This is a genomic window from Cyclobacterium xiamenense (assembly GCF_042140265.1).
GTDB classification, from domain to species: Bacteria; Bacteroidota; Bacteroidia; order Cytophagales; family Cyclobacteriaceae; genus Cyclobacterium; species Cyclobacterium xiamenense_A.
Genome location: NZ_CP159481.1, coordinates 1,111,647 through 1,130,004, shown reverse-complemented (window position 1 = coordinate 1,130,004; position 18,358 = coordinate 1,111,647). Strand labels below are relative to the sequence as shown.

Annotated in this window: 19 protein-coding genes; 12 read left to right on the top strand and 7 right to left on the bottom strand. The window is 47.7% G+C overall.

What is annotated here, in order from left to right:
- Positions 1–31 precede the first annotated feature (31 nt).
- The 3 genes from ABWH99_RS04810 to ABWH99_RS04800 form a co-directional block, all read right to left on the bottom strand.
- On the bottom strand, positions 32–604 hold the full coding sequence (locus tag ABWH99_RS04810) for an adenylate kinase (protein ID WP_375585167.1): 573 nt from the start codon (positions 602–604) through the stop codon (positions 32–34).
- 25 nt (positions 605–629) lie between these two features.
- The gene (hpt, locus tag ABWH99_RS04805; RefSeq protein WP_375585166.1) at positions 630–1,166 is read right to left on the bottom strand and encodes a hypoxanthine phosphoribosyltransferase; all 537 of its coding nucleotides are present in this window, start codon (positions 1,164–1,166) and stop codon (positions 630–632) included.
- Between the two features lie 74 nt (positions 1,167–1,240).
- Complete coding sequence (locus ABWH99_RS04800; RefSeq protein ID WP_375585165.1) at positions 1,241–2,152, bottom strand: M20/M25/M40 family metallo-hydrolase; 912 nt, start codon at positions 2,150–2,152, stop codon at positions 1,241–1,243.
- Between the two features lie 180 nt (positions 2,153–2,332).
- On the opposite strand from ABWH99_RS04800, the gene ABWH99_RS04795 reads away from it, so the two are divergent.
- The 4 genes from ABWH99_RS04795 to ABWH99_RS04780 all read left to right on the top strand — a co-directional run bounded on the left by ABWH99_RS04795 (position 2,333) and on the right by ABWH99_RS04780 (position 5,721).
- A complete protein-coding gene (locus ABWH99_RS04795) occupies positions 2,333–3,604 on the top strand; it encodes an OmpA family protein (protein WP_375585164.1) in 1,272 nt (423 codons plus the stop codon).
- 70 nt (positions 3,605–3,674) lie between these two features.
- Positions 3,675–4,325: a uracil phosphoribosyltransferase gene (gene upp, locus ABWH99_RS04790; RefSeq protein WP_375585163.1), complete on the top strand. Its 651-nt coding sequence runs from the start codon at positions 3,675–3,677 to the stop codon at positions 4,323–4,325.
- A gap of 14 nt (positions 4,326–4,339) precedes the next feature.
- Entirely contained in the window at positions 4,340–5,266 is a 927-nt protein-coding gene (locus ABWH99_RS04785; protein ID WP_375585162.1) for a calcium/sodium antiporter, read from the top strand.
- Complete coding sequence (locus ABWH99_RS04780; RefSeq protein ID WP_375585161.1) at positions 5,263–5,721, top strand: hypothetical protein; 459 nt, start codon at positions 5,263–5,265, stop codon at positions 5,719–5,721. Before ABWH99_RS04785 ends, ABWH99_RS04780 begins: the two co-directional genes overlap by 4 nt.
- Before the next feature lie 127 nt (positions 5,722–5,848).
- Here ABWH99_RS04780 and ABWH99_RS04775 read toward each other — a convergent pair whose 3' ends face one another.
- From ABWH99_RS04775 to ABWH99_RS04765, 3 genes are read right to left on the bottom strand one after another with little or no spacing between them, the layout of a single operon-like run.
- Complete coding sequence (locus ABWH99_RS04775) at positions 5,849–6,808, bottom strand: FKBP-type peptidyl-prolyl cis-trans isomerase (protein ID WP_375585160.1); 960 nt, start codon at positions 6,806–6,808, stop codon at positions 5,849–5,851.
- A gap of 29 nt (positions 6,809–6,837) precedes the next feature.
- On the bottom strand, positions 6,838–8,166 hold the full coding sequence (locus ABWH99_RS04770; protein WP_375585159.1) for an outer membrane beta-barrel protein: 1,329 nt from the start codon (positions 8,164–8,166) through the stop codon (positions 6,838–6,840).
- Positions 8,147–8,695: an RNA polymerase sigma factor gene (locus tag ABWH99_RS04765; RefSeq protein WP_375585158.1), complete on the bottom strand. Its 549-nt coding sequence runs from the start codon at positions 8,693–8,695 to the stop codon at positions 8,147–8,149. The genes ABWH99_RS04770 and ABWH99_RS04765 overlap by 20 nt, the downstream gene beginning before the upstream one ends.
- A 296-nt stretch (positions 8,696–8,991) precedes the next feature.
- Between ABWH99_RS04765 and ABWH99_RS04760 the strand changes: the two genes are divergently transcribed.
- The 6 genes from ABWH99_RS04760 (at position 8,992) to ABWH99_RS04735 (ending at position 15,455) form a co-directional block, all read left to right on the top strand.
- Positions 8,992–9,714 carry a hypothetical protein gene (locus ABWH99_RS04760; protein ID WP_375585157.1) on the top strand — a complete coding sequence of 241 codons (723 nt, stop codon included), beginning with the start codon at positions 8,992–8,994 and terminating at the stop codon, positions 9,712–9,714.
- A 64-nt stretch (positions 9,715–9,778) separates the two neighbouring features.
- Positions 9,779–10,657: a lipoyl synthase gene (gene lipA / locus ABWH99_RS04755; RefSeq protein ID WP_375585156.1), complete on the top strand. Its 879-nt coding sequence runs from the start codon at positions 9,779–9,781 to the stop codon at positions 10,655–10,657.
- A 129-nt stretch (positions 10,658–10,786) separates the two neighbouring features.
- Positions 10,787–11,380 carry an Ezrin/radixin/moesin family protein gene (locus ABWH99_RS04750; protein ID WP_375585155.1) on the top strand — a complete coding sequence of 198 codons (594 nt, stop codon included), beginning with the start codon at positions 10,787–10,789 and terminating at the stop codon, positions 11,378–11,380.
- A 107-nt stretch (positions 11,381–11,487) separates the two neighbouring features.
- Positions 11,488–13,188 carry a single-stranded-DNA-specific exonuclease RecJ gene (gene recJ, locus ABWH99_RS04745; protein ID WP_375585154.1) on the top strand — a complete coding sequence of 567 codons (1,701 nt, stop codon included), beginning with the start codon at positions 11,488–11,490 and terminating at the stop codon, positions 13,186–13,188.
- 2 nt (positions 13,189–13,190) lie between these two features.
- Positions 13,191–13,922, top strand: coding sequence for an LPS export ABC transporter ATP-binding protein (gene lptB / locus ABWH99_RS04740; protein WP_375585153.1), 732 nt, complete (start codon positions 13,191–13,193; stop codon positions 13,920–13,922).
- Between the two features lie 15 nt (positions 13,923–13,937).
- Positions 13,938–15,455, top strand: coding sequence for a GH3 auxin-responsive promoter family protein (locus ABWH99_RS04735; RefSeq protein WP_375585152.1), 1,518 nt, complete (start codon positions 13,938–13,940; stop codon positions 15,453–15,455).
- Positions 15,456–15,802: 347 nt separating this feature from the next.
- On the opposite strand, the gene mazG is transcribed toward ABWH99_RS04735, so the two are convergent.
- Entirely contained in the window at positions 15,803–16,591 is a 789-nt protein-coding gene (gene mazG, locus ABWH99_RS04730; RefSeq protein WP_375585151.1) for a nucleoside triphosphate pyrophosphohydrolase, read from the bottom strand.
- 81 nt (positions 16,592–16,672) lie between these two features.
- On the opposite strand from mazG, the gene ABWH99_RS04725 reads away from it, so the two are divergent.
- Complete coding sequence (locus ABWH99_RS04725) at positions 16,673–16,903, top strand: hypothetical protein (RefSeq protein WP_375585150.1); 231 nt, start codon at positions 16,673–16,675, stop codon at positions 16,901–16,903.
- Positions 16,904–16,966: 63 nt separating this feature from the next.
- Positions 16,967–18,358 carry a phosphoglucosamine mutase gene (glmM, locus tag ABWH99_RS04720; protein WP_375585149.1) on the top strand — a complete coding sequence of 464 codons (1,392 nt, stop codon included), beginning with the start codon at positions 16,967–16,969 and terminating at the stop codon, positions 18,356–18,358.

Genomic DNA, 18,358 nt, shown 5'->3' with positions numbered 1-18,358 from the left:
TTAGCCAATCACTGAATCGCAAAGGTACGGATTAATACGCATCTATCACAGCGCATATCTTCCGGAAAATCTCGTCAATGGCGCCTACACCATGAATTTTTGCCAGTTTCCCTTGTTGTTCGTAGTAGTTGGCCACCGGAAGGGTTTCTTCGTTGTAGACCTTGATGCGGTTATTGATTTTCTCCTCGTCCTGATCGTCCGCCCTTCCCGAGGTTTTTCCTCGTTCCTTGATGCGCTTTTTCAATTCTTCTTCCGGCACTTCCAGGGAAATCATGCCCGAAATTCGCGTTCCCTTTTTTGTTAGCAAATCATCCAACGCCTTCGCCTGCGCTACGGTCCGCGGAAAGCCGTCGAAAATAAATCCGGTCAGATCGGCGGTGGCGTTGATTTTCTCATCCACCATACCAATCACTACCTCGTCTGGAACCAGATTGCCCTCATCCATGTATTTTTGAGCCAGCTTGCCCAGTTCCGTCCCTTCCCCGAGGTGCTTTCGGAAAAGATCACCGGTAGAGATGTGGTCGATTTTATATCTTTCGATCAGTTTTTCACTTTGGGTACCCTTTCCTGCACCGGGAGGGCCAAACAAAACAATATTCAACATAGGTTAATTTTTTTTATGGATTAATTTATTGGATTTCTGTCTTCTGATAAAGCGACCGCAGGTTTCTACCCTGCCCGGAATAGTCCAGTCCATAGCCAACCACAAACAAGTCCGGGATTTCAAAACCAATGTATCGGATCTGCAGGTCTTCCTGCAAGGCAGCTGGCTTCAGTAGCAAGCTGACAATTTCCAGGCTGCGCGGATTTTCCCGGTTCAGCAGATCCAACAGGTAGGCCATGCTTTTTCCCGTATCTACTATATCTTCGACAATGATCACGTCTTTACCGCTTAGGTCGAACTCCAATCCAAGCAGCTGCCGGACCTCGCCGGTACTTTTCGTACCCGAGTAAGAAGCGATTTTAACAAAAGTAATGCCGATTGGTAGATCGATTGCTTTGCAAATATCCGACATAAACATGAAACTACCGTTCAAAACGGCAACTAATACCGGAGATTTCCCCCTGTAGTCCGTAGTTATTTCCGCTGCTAGTTCGTTTACCCGGCTTAAAAGTTGCGCTTCCGGTATCAATGGCGCAAAAAAAAGGTCGTTGATCTTGATCATTTTCTTTCCAGTTCCTGGGTTGGGCAGCCCTTCTACCAAAATGTATCATCGAATAAAAGACTTTTTCGAATCCATTACAAATTTTGCATCAAATATTGATACAATTTAATCATGCAATCCAAATCAAAAAAAGAGGCCTTTTCCGCCGGTGTGTGGGGATTCTCCGCACCGACTCCCACGAAACACCAATCGATCGGGTAGGGGCTCATTTGGATTTCCCGCCCATCGCTCCCTCCGGCTGCCTCCACCTCCAACTGGTAAGGAACGCCGCTTTCCTCTGCCAGGCGAACGATCTTGTCCAAAAAGGTTTTCCGGGGAATAAAACTATCCCGCAGGGATACGACCGCTCCCTGGTGCAGATGCACGCCATCGGTAATCCAGGTCACGTCCGCTATCAGCGCCTGTTTGATTGCCCATTTTTCATACAAAAACCGAAGGAGAAAGGGCATGGAACCGCCCCCGTGTTCTTCGTAGGTGGTGAAGACAACGACACCATGCTCCAGGGTTTCGCAAAGTTTGAGCAGCGCATATAGCCCCAAACGGTTGTCCAGGTACGCTGCTTGGATGGTGCCAGGATCCGTCCGTATGTTTTGCTCGTAGGACAAAACCGTTCCCCGCTGTATCGCCCTGGGAAAATCGTGGTACAGGTTGCCCTCTTTCTCCTCAATGCGGCAACGAATGCCGCCCACGGCATCTTGTCCCTGAACCCAGGTACCGGAAATCACTTCCGGACCACCGATGGGCACCAATTGGTTTTCATACCTGCTGGTGAATCCCACCGTGTCCATATGAGCAAATGCCGCCGTTTTGGGTTCCCCGAATACCAATAAAATGTTTTCCTGAAATTCCTCGCCAAAAAATATTTCAGGCGAAACATTCCATGAACTTCTTCGTTTTAGAATATGGTTCCGCAAACAAGCAGATATTCTGGATTCGTCGCCCGAAACGCTATTTATGAGTAGTATTTCTTTCAATAAATCATCCATTGGCATAGTTTATGTTAAAATATTTTATAAATTTCGGGTTCAAAAACCTTTTTCTGGAAACAATTGGAATAGATGTTTAAAGTTCCCGTAAATTAATATACATTTGTAATACAAACCGAGTAATAACTAGTAGCAATCAAAATCAATTAAAACACTGAATGTTGTAAAAAATTTTTTATCATGAAAAAAATAATACTATCAACACTAATGGTTGGTGCTTTAGCGATAGGCGCTAATGCTCAAGACGACTTCAACAAATGGTCCATAGAAGTTAATGGAGGGTTCAATAAACCAATGGCGCCAATGACGCCGGGATATTTTTCTCCGACATTGAATTTGGGCCATGTAGATCTGGGAGCCAGATACATGTTCAACGAAAAATTCGGAACCAAACTCGATTTTGGTTTTGGTAGCTTCAGTAATGCAAGCGACACACCGGATTTCTCTTCAAACTACTACCGGGTAAACCTTCAAGGTGTCGCCAATCTTGGACGAATTATGAGTTGGGAAACCTTCTCTCAGACGTTCAATCTTTTGGGACATTTCGGTGGTGGAATCGGGAGGTTGACACCACAAGAAAATCAGTGGGCCGATTTCCAAGACAACCAGTACAATATTATCACCGGGATGACCCTACAGGTCAAACTTAGTGACCGAATCGCTCTGAACGGCGATATCACCAATATTGTAGCGGGTCGTCAGGCTGTGGCCTTCGATGGGGCTTCTTCTATCAATCCTGGGACGGATGGGTACTATGGGGCAAATGCGGTATGGTGGACCGGAACGGTTGGTCTTTCTTTCTACCTTGGAAGCAATGCAACGCATGCAGACTGGTACCTGAGAGAAAGCAAGTATGCGACCAAAGAGGAACTGGCCACACAAATCGGCGAAATCAAGGATATGCTTAAAGATTCCGATGGAGACGGTGTTCCGGATTACCTGGACAAAGAGCCTAACACACCCGCCGGTGCACGCGTAGATTCCCACGGAGTAACCATGGATTCTGATGGAGACGGTATTCCGGATCACGTAGATAAGTGTCCGTTTGTTCCAGGTCCTGCTTCCTTGGATGGTTGTGCTCCGGACGACACCGAAGAAATTGATTACCTGGCCAAGGCCATCAACGACGGATACGTAAATGTGTATTTTGCATTTGACAGCGCGAAGCCGCTTGGCTATTCTGCCTCTGCAGCTCATTACGTGTCAAACTTTATGAAGCGTAACCCCGGCGTTCAGGTTGAACTCAAAGGATATGCGGATGAATTAGGTCCTGAGGACTACAACATCAAGTTGTCCGAGCGACGCGCAAAATCCGTGTACGACCTGTTAATTGCTTCCGGAGTTTCCGAGTCCAGGCTTTCTTACAAAGGCTACGGCGAAGACACCAGCGTGGACAAGTCCTCTGCTGACGCACGTCAGATGGCCAGAAGGGTAAGCTTCGAGATCAAATAAGAAAGAAAAAATCGAAATAGTAAAACCCGATCTATATGGATCGGGTTTTTTTGTTTTACTTTGTTTTGTCATGTTCATCCTAACTCGTAATAACTCCATCGCCAATCAGTTTCTGGCCGAACTCCGGGACCTCTCGGTGCAGGGAGACCGCATGCGTTTTCGGAAAAACCTGGAGCGCCTGGGAGAAATCATGGCCTATGAGATTTCAAAATCGCTTCCCTATGCCCCCAAGGTACTTTCCGGACCCTTCGGCACCCTTCAATCCGAACTCCTTGTAGAGCAACCGGTAATCGTCTCGGTCCTGCGAGCGGCGGTTCCGTTTCACCAGGGAGTTCTCAATTTTTTTGATCGGGCTGACAGTGGATTTATTGGTGCATACCGGGTTGAAAATCGGCCCGGCGAAACAGAAATTGCGATCCAGCTGAATTACATGGCAGCCCCATCGCTGGAAAATAAAACCGTACTTCTGGTCGATCCCATGTTAGCCACAGGCAAGTCTTTTGTCAAAAGTGTACAGCACCTGATGAACCACGGAAAACCGAAACAAATTGAAATAGCCAGCGTGATCGCTGCACCGGAAGGAATCGAATACATAGAAAAAAACCTGAAAGTCCCTCACCGCTTTTGGACAGTAGCACTGGATGAGAAATTGAATGCACAGTCCTACATTATTCCAGGGCTGGGCGATGCGGGTGATCTCGCTTTTGGGCCTAAAATTTAATTGAATAGTACGGCATGAGTTACGTTTTGTTAGCAGTAGGGCTGCTGGTATTGCTGTTTGGAGGAAAATTTCTGGTGGATGGGGCCTCTTCCATCGCTTCCCGACTTGGGCTGAGCCCGGGTCTCATTGGCCTTACCATCGTGGCCTTTGGCACCTCTGCTCCGGAGCTATTGGTAAGCGTGACAGCTGCCCTGAAAGGAGCCAGCGATATTGCCATTGGTAACGTTGTAGGAAGTAACATTTCAAACATTACGCTGGTACTTGGCATCAGTGTGCTTATTTTTCCCATGTATATAGAGAAATCTACCCTTCGGTTGGATTATCCCTTTACGGTCATCAGTTCCCTGCTTTTTTTCGTTTTCGCCTTTAATGGACTCGTTTCCCTGCCTGAAGGTATCTTTTTTTTGATTTGCTTTGTGGCACTCAATTGGTACTTTTTCAAAACGATTGAGCGGGTCGAATTCTCGGAGGAGGACGCAGCGGTCATGAAAAAACAACCGGTCTGGCTGGCGTTGGTACAACTGGCGGGCGGTGCAGCCGGCCTTTATTTCGGATCGGAGCTGGTGGTGGAAAACGGGACCCTCATCGCGCAGACCCTGGGCATCAGCGAGCGAGTCATCGGCGTGACCATTATCGCCGTCGGAACCAGTCTCCCCGAATTGGTGACCTCGGTTCTGGCGGCCATAAAAAAAGAAACAGCGCTCGCTCTTGGAAACATCCTGGGGAGTAACATCATGAATGTGTTTTCCATCATCGGGTTTACCGCGGTCATCAAACCCATACCCGTTACCCCAGACTTTATTTACTCGGATTTTATTTGGATGCTGGGATTTACCCTACTTCTTTTCCCCATCATGCGTATCAATTACCAGATCTCCCGGATCAATGGTGCCGTACTGTTGGTAGGATATGGGCTCTATGTATACCTGCTGATCGCATGAGCGAGTACCTGATCACTTTTTTGGGCATTTATTTTCTTTGCCTGTTTAAATTCATTGCCGGGCCGCTCTTGGGTTCCGCTGCCGGTTTTAGTCTATGGGAAATCGTCTTCGTTACGGTTTCTGGAATGATGACCTCTGTTGGCTTATTCTCCTTTTTGGGCGAGTGGTTTAGAAAAAATTGGGGGGTCATCCGAAGAAAAAAGCCCAATCGTTTTTCAAAGAAGAACCGAAACATCATTCGTGTATGGCAAAAGTTTGGCGTATGGGGCATCGCGTTTTTAACCCCGGTGGTATTGACTCCTATTGGTGGAACCGTGGTTCTTACCTCTTTTGGAATTCCCAAACGAAAAATACTGGTTAGCATGCTGATCAGCGCGCTTTTCTGGGCCACAGCTTTTGGCCTCAGCATAGAGCAACTCTTGGAAATACCCTTCTTTAAAAATCTCTGGCTGTAAGGATGCGCACACTACACCTGGCAGCTATTCCGGGTCAGCGCTGCGGGTCTCTACACCATCCGCATAAAAAAAGGGCCATCTCTTACGCTGAGACCGCCCATTTTTTTACGCAAACGACGTTGCGTACTTATTGCACGGCAAGTACCTCCGCTTTAAACCAAATGGGAGTAAAGGGCTTCACCAGGTCGATTTGCTCTCCCCTTTCTACCAGGTCCTCCCGGATAGCTTCCGGTAAAATCTGGATGGCATCTACGTAGGAGGCAAAAGAAGTGGCCAATACTTCGACCTTTTCATCCAGCACGACTCCCTTTAATCCTTCGTTTAGAAAGGTCAATCCGGAATTACCGATGGAAACCGTCGTCGGCTGGTTGGAAGTATAGGACTCTAAAACAGGCTCTGTCTCTCCCAACTCGAAAAGCTCAAAATCAACGGATACATTGCTTCCCAACGTGGATTCAGTCTTGGTTTCGTCTCCCGCTTCCAAGGTCCGGAAAAAGACCCCATCTGCGATTTCCTGAAATCCTTGCAGCCCGTTGTCCGCAATGAATTCCTGAATCATGTTCTCCTCCCGTTGCTTGAGTTCCTCTTCTGAATATTTTTTTACAAACTTCAGCTGGATAACCAAATTGGACGCCGGTAGGATCAACTGCTCGAACCCGTAGTTCCCAAAGGCCAGGTACGAGGGAGTATATACCATCATTTCCTCTCCTTCCCTGGCCAGACCTGCCGCATAGGTGATGGCGATGGGCCACAACCCGTCCTGACTGTACTTGAAATATTTCGGTTCCTGGGACTCATCCAGGTAGGAATCGATCAATTGACCATCTATGGTCTTGATTTCATAGTAGATGCCAATATAGTCTGCATTGGTAAACTGCGCGGCATCCGGCTTTTCCTCCGTTTTTTCGTAATAAAAACCCAGCTGTGCCTTGGTCGCATTGATGTTGTTGGAAGAAATATACTGTTCCATTATCAAATTGTCCCGGGTGATGGACCGATCCAGGTCGGTTTCGGTCTCCTGAATGCAAGAGGTAAACAATAGGGGGGAAAGCGCCAAAAGCCAGCCAAATCTGTTGGATAAAATCATGGTAAATTAACTAATTTAATGGATATGGTTTATTTATTCTTCAAATTGAAATTCATGCGTAGGTTTACCCCTCCGATGGAAAACTGCTGGTTGGCAAAGGTAAGATTACTCAGCGGTAGTTTGTAAAAGGGCTCCAGAGAAAAGTAAAATTCATTATTCAGTTTGTATTCGTACCCAAAGGAGAGGTTCAGCAATCCCGCAAGATCGGCGTTTCGCTGATTGGCAGCAGGAGTATGCACGGTGCTGAATTGCTGTACGTTCGGTGCATATTCCAGGGTACCGCTCAGGCTATTGGCCAGAAAGAGGGATTGGGTTTCTACGGTTTCCACGGTATTTTGCTCCAAATAGACCATGCTGGAAAGCCCGGTAATGAGGTAAATTCCCGACTGGTTTTTATCAAAAACCTTGTATTTTAGGTTAACGGGAATGTCCAGTGAAGCAAAGTTCAGTTGATAGTCGGTATCAATGATGTTACTATTTGTGCGGGCATCAAAACTCGGAGATGCTTGCTGCCGAAGTGGCTGAAAATTTTGAGGGGAAACACTTTGGCTGGCATAAGCGAGGCCCACATCCAGTTTTAGTTTCCTGGACAGCGATATTTCCGATATCAACCCCGCACCCAGATTCATGCCGGCTACCGGGCTGGAATTGGACTGCGGGCTAACCATCAGGCCCAATTTGAATGGGCGGGATTCGGTAGCTAGCTCCTTCGGCGCAATCGTTTCATCCCCGGCTTTCCACCGGTCCACTACTTGTTGTGCCTCGGACTCGGAAAGCGGTTCCTTGTCTGCGGATAGCGGTTTGGATTCAACGATAAAATCGGCAGCCACTTTTTCCGTCACTACCTCCTGAAAATCGGCCCATGCTTCCGCAAAGGCCATGGACCAAAACCCGGGCTCTCCGGTGGCTGCTTCGGGGACAGCCGCTACCCTTCTCCTGTCAAGCAATTCCGGGCTATCTGAAACCTCTGCCGCAGAACGCGGCTCCGAAGTGCGCCCGCGGCTACCTGTCGGGTTTTCCCGGGAAGATGCGTCGGCAGCAATCGGCCCGTCTGAATCAACTCCCATCGTGGTAGATTCCTCCGCAAAAAGCGGACTTTCCATCGAGATGGAGTCCGTCAACGCGCGGAATTTTTCCTCTATGGCCTCTTGTTCGGGAAAATACAGGAAGAAAAAAAGCAGACTGGCGGCAATTCCCGCACCCAGAAAGGGCCAGAAAACCAGCCAACGTCCATTTTTCCTGGGTTTGAAATAGGCCTTTGAAAACCTTTCCCAGGCCTGGGGATCGAAGGGCTCCTCGTACGTACTGAAGGAGGCTTTGATCTTCTCCACAAGTTTCTTATCGAACTGCTCCTTCATTTTTTATCTGATTTATTGCAATGATTTTTTCTCGTAACTTCTCTTTGGCCCGGGCCAGGTACGTTCGGCAGGTACTCGCAGGGATGCCCAGTTTTTCACCAATTTCGTTATGCTTGTACCCTTCAATTTCATACAGGTTAAAAACCAACCGCAGTGTTTCCGGAAGTTCTCCGAGTGACCGGAGGATATCTTCCCGGGAGAGGGTATCAATGATGTCCGGATCGTAGGACTCGGCACTCGCCTTATCGATGTCCATCGCCGCGTAATGCTTGAAATTTTTCCGGTAATAATCCACCGAAGTATTGATAATGATCCTTCGAAACCAGGCTTTAAACGAGTTTTCCAGAGAAAACTGATCCAAATTATCAAACGCTTTCATAAAACTGTCGTTGACGATCTCACAAGCCTCTTCCCTACTTCCGGAGTACCGAAGCGCAATACTCATGGCATAGCCATAAAAGTGCCGGTAAAGCCTTTCCAACGAACTCCGGTCCCGTTTCTGCGCTTTTTGTATGAGGTCTTTCTCCAAAAGCCTTTTGTTAATACTACGTAGGTTCAATGTCTGGACGCAATCCCTGTGAAAAACGCTACAGACAGTCGAAAATTTTTCTCCAGGGCCCCTTGAAGGAATCGGGGTATTGTTTTTTTTTAACAGATTGCCCCCGTCACAATTTCGCCGACCAAACCGGTTTAAAAAAGCGAATGGGGCGTTTCCCTTCCTGCAGGCCTTTGTTTGTTGGCATAATCTGATTATTTTTAGACCTGCAATGGTAACAATGCCGGCAAATTTAGCGTTTATTTTCCTGATCATCTATGATGGATAAAATGAAATACTTACTTATTCTGGCGCTGGCGCTCGTGGCGACGCTACCATTGCACGCCCAACGCGGGGAGGCAGGTGACTATGACTACGATCAGGAAGTACTGTTTGGGATCAATAAAAACACCAATGGAGGATTGATCGGCGGGGTTAGCTTCAAATTGGGGTCCCGCATCAACGATAACCTTTTTCAGTTTTTCAATTTGGAATTGGCAAACGTGAAGAACCCGAAAGAGGTCCGGTACAATACCGTGCTGGGTAATAGCTACATTTTTGGCAAATCGAATTACCTGTATGCGATTCGTCCACAATATGGAAGAGAGGTACTGGTTTTTAAAAAAGCACCCCATCAAGGGGTACAGATTTCCCTGTTGGGTGCCATCGGCCCTTCCATTGGATTGATTGCGCCTTACTTTATAGAATATTCGCTGAATCGCACCGAAACAGTGCGGGAACAGTACGATCCGGCCGTGCACCAAAGCCGATTCAACGTCCTGGGCCCGGGTAGGCTTTTTGAAGGAATCGGAGATTCTGAAATTGCCTTTGGGGGAAATGCCAAAGCCGCCATGACCTTTGAATTCGGATTTTTTAAATCGAACGTAACCGGAGTGGAACTGGGTTACCTTTTAGAGGGTTTTACCAAAGAGATTCCTCTGATGCCCACCACGGAAAATCGACAGGTCTTCCAATCCGTCTATTTTACCCTGTTTTACGGGTTTCGGCGGTAACAAACCGGGACCTTTTGGGAATCCCTTCTATTTCATTAATTTTGAACCGAATAAAATATTCGATATGATAGAATTGCCGGTAATCGCAGAAGCACAGACAAAGAAGAAAAAACCGGATTGGCTCCGGGTAAAACTACCCATTGGCAAAGAATACGCAAGGGTCCGCAAACTGGTGGACGAACACCAGCTGCACACCATATGCGAAAGCGGCAATTGTCCCAATATGGGAGAGTGTTGGGGTGCAGGGACGGCCACCTTTATGATACTTGGAAACGTCTGTACCCGTTCTTGCTCCTTCTGTGCCGTGGCCACCGGAAGGCCTCCGGAATACGATGAAGACGAACCCAGAAGAGTCGCCGAGGCGATCAAGCTCATGCAGGTAAAACATGCCGTGATTACCTCGGTAAACCGGGATGAGCTAAAAGATCGGGGGGCGGAAATCTGGTACCAGACCGTCACAGAAACCAAAAAACTTTCCCCGCAAACGACCATAGAGACGCTGATACCGGATGTAAAAAGCAATTGGGATGCCTTATATCGCATGATCAGCGCCGGCCAGGAAGTGGTCTCACACAACATGGAAACTGTCGAACGTCTGTACCGTAGGGTACGTCCCCAAGCCAAATACAACCGCTCTCTGGAGCAAATAAAGCGGACCAAAGAATACGGCAAACGAACCAAGACGGGCATCATGCTTGGCTTGGGTGAAACCAAGGAGGAGGTCCACGAGGCCATGGATCATTTGGTTGCACATGGCTGCGATATCCTGACTCTCGGACAGTACCTGCAACCTACCAGCAGACACATAGAAGTGGCGGAATTCATCCATCCGGAGCAATTCGAAGCGTATCGGGAAGCAGGCCTGCAACGAGGACTCAAATACGTAGAATCCGGACCGCTGGTCCGATCGTCCTATCACGCAGAGAGACACGTCAATGTCTGAAAAAAGTGGTTTCGATGGCAAGGGACCGCTTTTTTACGGGATTTTATCTGGGAAAAAACAGATACTGGTTTATTTTTTGTAATTTAAGGATGTCTTTAAAGACAAAATGGGTTTTAATTAGGCATCAAGATGAATTTTGAAAAACTATACGTGCTGCTATTTCTGGGTCTCGTGTTGGTCTCCTGTTCACCAAAGACCCTGGGAGGTTTGAGTAAAGAGGAGTATGCGTCCTGGAAACAGAAGAAAAAAGAACTCAGCCCTGCAGATTACAAAAATCTGGTCGAGGAAAAGGAGCAACTTGAGGAAGACAACCGAAGTCTCGCGGAAAAAGAAGCCTACCTGAATCAGCTCGTTGCGGAAAAGAACGATGAAATCAGCCGAATGAGCGAACAAGTGTTACGATTGCGGTCAGCACAAGCAGCAGCACCTGTCGAAGCCAACGCAGAAACCAACCCCTGGGATCATGGGGTGGTATTTCGGGTTCAATTGGCCGCCCTTGACGATTATGACCTGCGCGACCTCACCGAAAATGGGAGCGACCTTAAAATTGTGGATGAAGACGGTTACATCAAATACGTGCTGGGACAATTTCGGGACTACGAAATGGCCGATACTTTCAAGAAAAAACTGCGGAAAATTGGGGTAAAGGAAGCTTGGATCGTTCCTTATAAAGACGGAGAAAGGGTTCCTTTAAAGGAGGTACTTACCGAGGCCATCGACTAATTGCGGCAGGATAGTGGCCCGTTGTCTGGGCATTGCTTTCCTCTTTAGGCGAGGACGATGGATTTTTTTGGCTGGTTACGCCTGTTCGTTTTGTAATTTACCCCAGTATGGATTTTAGATGGAAACTTAAACAAAAGGCGAGGGAAGAGACCGTCGAACGCCTGAGTACCGATATCAACGTAAACCCAACCCTTGCAAACATGCTGGTCAACCGGGGCATCGCGGATTTTCAGCAAGCCAAGGACTTTTTTCGACCGGATCTGGACAAACTCCACGATCCCATGCGCATGAAGGATATGGATCGGGCGGTAAACCGACTCGTCAACGCCATCACTAAGAACGAACAGATTTTGGTTTACGGTGATTACGATGTAGATGGGACCACTTCAGTCGCCATGTTTTACAGTTTTCTCACCGCTTTCTACCCCCATGTGGCCTTTTACATCCCGGATCGGTACAAGGAAGGGTACGGAATTTCAGAAAAAGGCGTGCGATTTGCGGCAGAAAACAATTTCAAGCTCCTGGTTTCACTGGACTGTGGTATCAAAGCCCTGGATAAAATCGATCTGGCCAACAACCTGGGGGTAGACTGCATCGTCTGCGATCACCACACACCGGGAGAACAACTTCCCAATGCCATCGCTGTATTGGACCCCAAGCGCAAGGATTGTTCCTATCCCTACAAAGAATTGAGTGGCTGCGGGGTAGGTTTTAAACTTGTTCAGGCTTTCTCGGAATTCACCGGTAGGAATCAGGCCGAACTCTATTCCTACCTGGACCTGCTGGCCATCAGCATCGCTTCGGATATCGTGCCCATTACCGGAGAAAACCGCATTCTCGCGTACTATGGCCTGGACCGCCTCAACAACAACCCAAGGCCCGGAATCAAAGCGCTAATACGTAAAGGCAAAGTAGAAAAGGAAATCGACATCACCGACATTGTGTTTAAGATCGGTCCTAGGATCAACGCTTCCGGTCGACTGGAACATGCCAAAGCATCCGTGGAACTACTGATTGCCAATAGCCTGGACGAAGGCGTACGAAGGGCCGAGTTGGTAGAAGATGTTAACAGTGCCCGAAAAAATTTCGACGAAAACATCACTCGGGAAGCATTGGAAATGATAGAGGCCCGGGAACAAAACGGCAATTTCAAAAGTACCGTGCTTTTCAAAGAGGATTGGCACAAAGGCGTTATCGGGATTGTTGCCTCCAGATGCATTGAAAAATACTACCGGCCGACCATCATCCTGACCGAATCCAACAATAAAGCCACTGGCAGTGCCCGTTCCGTTTTTGACTTTGATATTTACGAAGCAATTTCGGCTTGCAGTGATTTACTGGAGCAATTTGGTGGACACAAATACGCTGCCGGGCTTACGTTGTCCGTCGAAAACGTCCCTGCCTTCCAGGAAAAGTTTGAAACAATCGTCAGCCAACGGGTCAGTGACATTCACCTGAAACCCGTTCTGGAAATCGACGATGAGCTGATGTTGGATCAAATCAACTACCGGTTTTACAACATTCTGAAGCAAATGGCTCCCTTTGGTCCGGGCAATCCGGAGCCTGTTTTTTGTGCAAACCAGGTACACGCCGAAAACGTACGGATTTTAAAAGACAAGCACCTGCGGTTCGAAATCATTCAGGACGGGCAAAATACCCGCCCGGTATGCATTGGCTTCGGATTTGCTAAGTACTACGAGTTGCTAAACAGCAAAATGCGTTTTAATATCGCATTCGAAATACGGGAGAACACCTTTCGCAACACAAGCAGCCTGCAATTGTACGTAAAGGACATCAAATTTGACTAACGATGATTTTAAGGGCAGAAAACCTGGTTAAAATATACAAGAAAAAAAAGGTAGTGAATGACATCTCGGTCTCCGTGGAGCAGGGAGAGATTGTCGGGCTGTTGGGACCCAACGGAGCCGGGAAGACTACTTCCTTCTACATGATTGTAGGTTTGATCAAACCGAATGGCGGAAGGGTCTTTCTGGATGGAGAAAACATCACCTCGCTTCCCATGTACCGGCGGGCAAAACTAGGCATTGGCTATCTTGCGCAGGAAGCGTCTGTCTTTCGCAAGCTGACCGTGGAAGAGAATATCCTGGCGGTGCTGGAAATGACCAGCCTGCCCAAAAAAGAACAAAAGGAAAAAGTAGATCAACTGTTGGAGGAATTCAGCCTCACACACGTCAGGAAAAATCTGGGCATGGTGCTTTCCGGAGGAGAAAGACGCAGAACGGAGATCGCCCGGGCGCTCTCGGTAGACCCAAAATTTGTACTCCTGGATGAGCCCTTTGCCGGCGTAGATCCCATCGCAGTAGAAGAAATCCAATACATCGTCGCCAAACTAAAAGACAAGAATATCGGGATCCTGATCACGGACCACAATGTAAACGAAACACTTTCCATCACCGACCGGGCCTATTTGATGTTCGAAGGAAGACTGCTCAAAGCCGGTACTGCCGAAGAACTTGCTGCAGACGAGCAGGTCAGAAGGGTATACCTGGGCAAAAACTTTGAACTTAAACGAAAAATTTAAACGGAAATCGTTCACATGGAAGTCATCAATACCTTTATGACCTGGATCTTCAAGAACCGCATTGGTCAAATTGAAAAATTCAAAAACAACCCTCTGGAAATCCAACACGAGATTTTGTTTAAATTGATTTATACCGCCAGAGATACCGGGTTTGGAAAAAAACATCATTTCAGACAAATTTCTTCCTACAACGATTTCAATCGATGGGTGCCCATTCACGATTACGAAGCCATGATGCCCTACATCGAACAAACGATGAAAGGTGAGCAAAACGTGATCTGGCCTACTCCCATCCATTGGTTTTCCAAGTCGTCTGGCACTACCTCCTCCCGCAGCAAGTTTATCCCCGTATCGCCAGAAAGTCTGGAGGAATGCCACTTTAAGGGAGGAAAAGACATGCTTTCCCTGTACGTAACCAATTACCCGAACACCAAGCTTTTTACCGGAAAGAGCCTTACCATTGGCGGCAGTTTGCAAACCAACCCCCTGGATTACAACAAAAGCAGTTCCTACGGGGATATATCGGCCGTGATCATGCGTAACCTGCCCAAATGGGCGCAATTGGCCCGAACCCCCAGCCTGGAGGTCGCCCTGATGAGCGAATGGGAAGAAAAAATTGAGAAAATGGCCGAACAAACGATTGACGAGAATGTGACCAGCCTAACCGGCGTGCCCACCTGGACACTCGTCTTGATAAAAAAAGTGTTGGAAAAAACCGGCCGAACAAACATTATCGAGATCTGGCCCAACCTGGAGGTGTTTTTTCATGGAGCGGTGGCTTTTGGTCCCTACCGAAACCTTTTTCAACAACTGGTTCCCTCCGATGACATGCACTACATGGAAACCTACAATGCCTCGGAAGGTTTTTTTGGTATTCAGGACCAAACCGATAGCGACGAACTACTATTGATGCTCGATTATGGCGTATTTTACGAATTCATCCCCATGGAGGACCTGGAGGCTGAACACCCAACGGTCATTCCTCTGGATGCAGTAAAGACCGGAAAAAACTACGCCATGCTGATTACGACCAATGCGGGCCTCTGGCGCTACAAAATTGGCGATACGGTAAAGTTTACGTCCACCCGGCCGTATCGATTCAAAATCTCCGGGCGTACCAAGCATTTTATCAATGCATTCGGCGAAGAACTGATTGTTGAAAATGCAGAAAAGGCCATTGAGAACACCTGTAAAATCACCGGAGCCAGCATCAGCAACTTTACTGCTGCACCCGTTTACGTCGGAGATAATCAGCAGCAGGGAACCCACGAGTGGATCATCGAATTTGTTCATTTCCCGAAGGACCGCGAGGCCTTTGTCCGAATCCTGGACGAAGAGTTACGGGCCGCCAATTCCGACTACGATGCCAAACGCTACCGCGACATGGTACTTAAGCTGCCAATCGTCCACCTGGTCGAAGAAGGCTTGTTTGAAAAATGGCTTAAATCCAAAGGAAAACTGGGCGGGCAAAACAAAGTACCGCGCCTGTCAAACAACCGGGATTACCTGGACGAAATTGTCCGCCTGTTGTAAAACCGTCGCCCCGACCCCGAACAAAATTAAATTCTTTTCCCCGCGAGGAAAACCGGATTTGGCAAGCAAGCTATCCGAAAAATCGAGGGAGAAATCGAGGACAAAAACCAGCCTATTTCACGCCATTTGAACTTTGAAAAAAGCAAGCTTTTTTTATCCACATTCTTGCCCAGTTATGCACACCACCTAAAAATACACGTGTATACGTTTGATTTTCAATTAATTATATTTTTATAAAAATTGTTCTTTTGTGGATAAACTTGAAAAATTTCAATTTTTTTTTACTTTTGTTCGAATAAAAAGGTGGATAATTCGGGCTCCGGAATTTTATTTTCTTAGGCTTGTTTTCACTCCTGCTTTTTCGCCGCTTCCCAAAACACATCCATCTCTGCCAGACTCATGTCTGCCAAGGATTTACCGGAATTTCTGGCCGCCGTTTCCAAAAACTGAAACCGGTGGATAAACTTCCGATTGGTACGCTCCAGTGCCTCCTCGGGGTTGATCTCCAGAAAGCGGGCATAATTGATTAACGAAAAGAGTAGATCGCCAAATTCGGCAGCTACCGCTTCTTTGTCTTTTTCCCGGTAATCCACTGCCTCCTTGAATTCCTCCAGTTCTTCCTGCACTTTTTCCCATACCTGTTCATCCGCTTCCCAATCAAACCCTACCCCGCGCGCTTTCTCCTGAATTCGCATGGCTTTGATCAAGGCCGGAAGCGACCTGGGCACACCTCCCAGCACACTTTGATTTCCCTTTTCCTTGAGCTTGATTTTTTCCCAGTTCTGTTTGACCGCTTCTTCGTCCCGGGCTTCTGTATCCGCATAGATGTGTGGATGCCTTCGGATCAACTTCTCGTTTAGCTGCCGAATCACCGCTCCAATATCGAAGGCTTGCTGCTCATCTCCCAGTCTGGCGTAGAAAACGATGTGCAGCAACAAGTCTCCCAACTCCTTTTTGATCTCTTCCATATCGCTGTTCAGGATGGCATCCGATAGCTCGAAGGTCTCTTCGATTGTAAGATGTCGCAGCGTCTCCATGGTTTGCTTTTTATCCCAGGGGCATTGCTCACGGAGTTCATTCATTATGGTCAACAATTGGTCAAAAGCGGTGAGTTGGGATTTCCTATTGTCGGACATAGGCATTAAATGGGTAGGAAACTTATGCTTCGGTATGAACGTTTTGAAAGTAATACGTAAATTTGCAGAAATAAATTTGATATGACAACTGTATATTTAACATTGGCATTCCTGGCGATTTTTTTCATTTTAATGTCCGTGAGGCTGATATTCCTGAAAAACGGACAGTTCAAGGGGACCTGCGCCTCCCAAAACCCCTACCTCAATAAAGAAGGAGGAACTTGCGGCTATTGCGGAAAAAAGGTGGATTCCGACGCTTCCTGTGGTAACCCCGACAACGAGGTAGACAAGGTAATGGCTCGGTTTAAGTAAATCGCTGCCTAGTCAGGTACCAATGAACCGATTTTTATACATGCTTTTCTAAATTCCTTTTACGTGGCTTTAATCAAATCAATTTCGGGTATCCGGGGCACCATCGGTGGAAAACCCGGTGAAGGCCTGACCCCCTTGGATATTGTTAAATTTTCCGCGGCTTACGGTGCCTGGGTCCTTGAAAATTCCGATCAAAAGAAAATTGTGATCGGCAGGGACGCACGATTGTCGGGTGGAATGGTCACGCAACTGGTAAGCCAAACCCTGTTGGGGATGGGGTTGGACGTGATAGATCTGGGACTGAGTACGACCCCTACGGTAGAATTGGCCGTTCCCAGGGAAAAGGCCGGAGGGGGAATCATCGTAACCGCCAGCCATAACCCCATCCAATGGAACGCATTAAAACTCTTGAACCATCGCGGCGAATTCATTTCCGACAGCGAAGGTCAGGAAGTCCTGCAAAAAGCGGCTACAGATGATTTTAAATTCGCTGTAGTTCGAAAGTTAGGGAGCTACACGAGAAAGGAGGATTACCTCGACCTACACATCCAACATGTACTGGACCTCGAACTGGTAGACCGGGAGGCAATTGCAGAAAGGAAATTTAAAATTGTTGTCGACGGTGTGAATTCCACCGGAGGCCTGGCCGTGCCCAGGCTGCTCAAAGCCTTGGGCGTAGCCCAGGTGGTAGAGTTGTATTGTGAGCCTAACGGCGAGTTTCCCCACAATCCAGAACCCCTTCCAGAGCATTTGCGGGATATCGCGCTGAAGCTCGAAAACGGAGATTTTGACCTGGGGATCGTGGTGGACCCGGATGTGGATCGGCTTGCCTTCCTGAACGAAGACGGTAGCTTTTTCGGCGAGGAATATACCCTGGTAGCCGTGGCGGATTACGTGCTCTCACAAAAATTGGGAAATACCGTGTCCAACCTGAGTTCCACCCGGGCACTTCGCGACGTCACCGAAAAAAGAGGTGCACAGTACCAGGCAGCTGCCGTGGGCGAGGTGAACGTCGTCAAACAAATGAAAGCATCGGCTGCCATCATTGGCGGTGAAGGAAACGGAGGAATCATCTATCCGGAATCGCACTACGGCAGAGATGCCCTGGTGGGAATCGGGCTGTTCCTCACCCACCTCGCTAAATTTGGAAAGACAGCCAGCCGACTCAGGGCCAGCTATCCCAATTATTTTATCTCAAAAAACAAAATCGAGCTGACCCCTTCCATCGATGTGGACGGTATCCTCGATCGAATTAAATGGAAATACCGAAACTATCCGGTCAACACCATCGACGGGGTAAAGATCGATTTTGATAAGGAATGGGTACATCTCAGAAAATCGAACACCGAACCCATCATCCGCATCTATTCCGAATCAGAAACCTCCGCAACCGCGGACCATCTGGCCAAAAAAATCATGTCGGATATCAAAGAAATCATTGCCGAAAAGAACTAA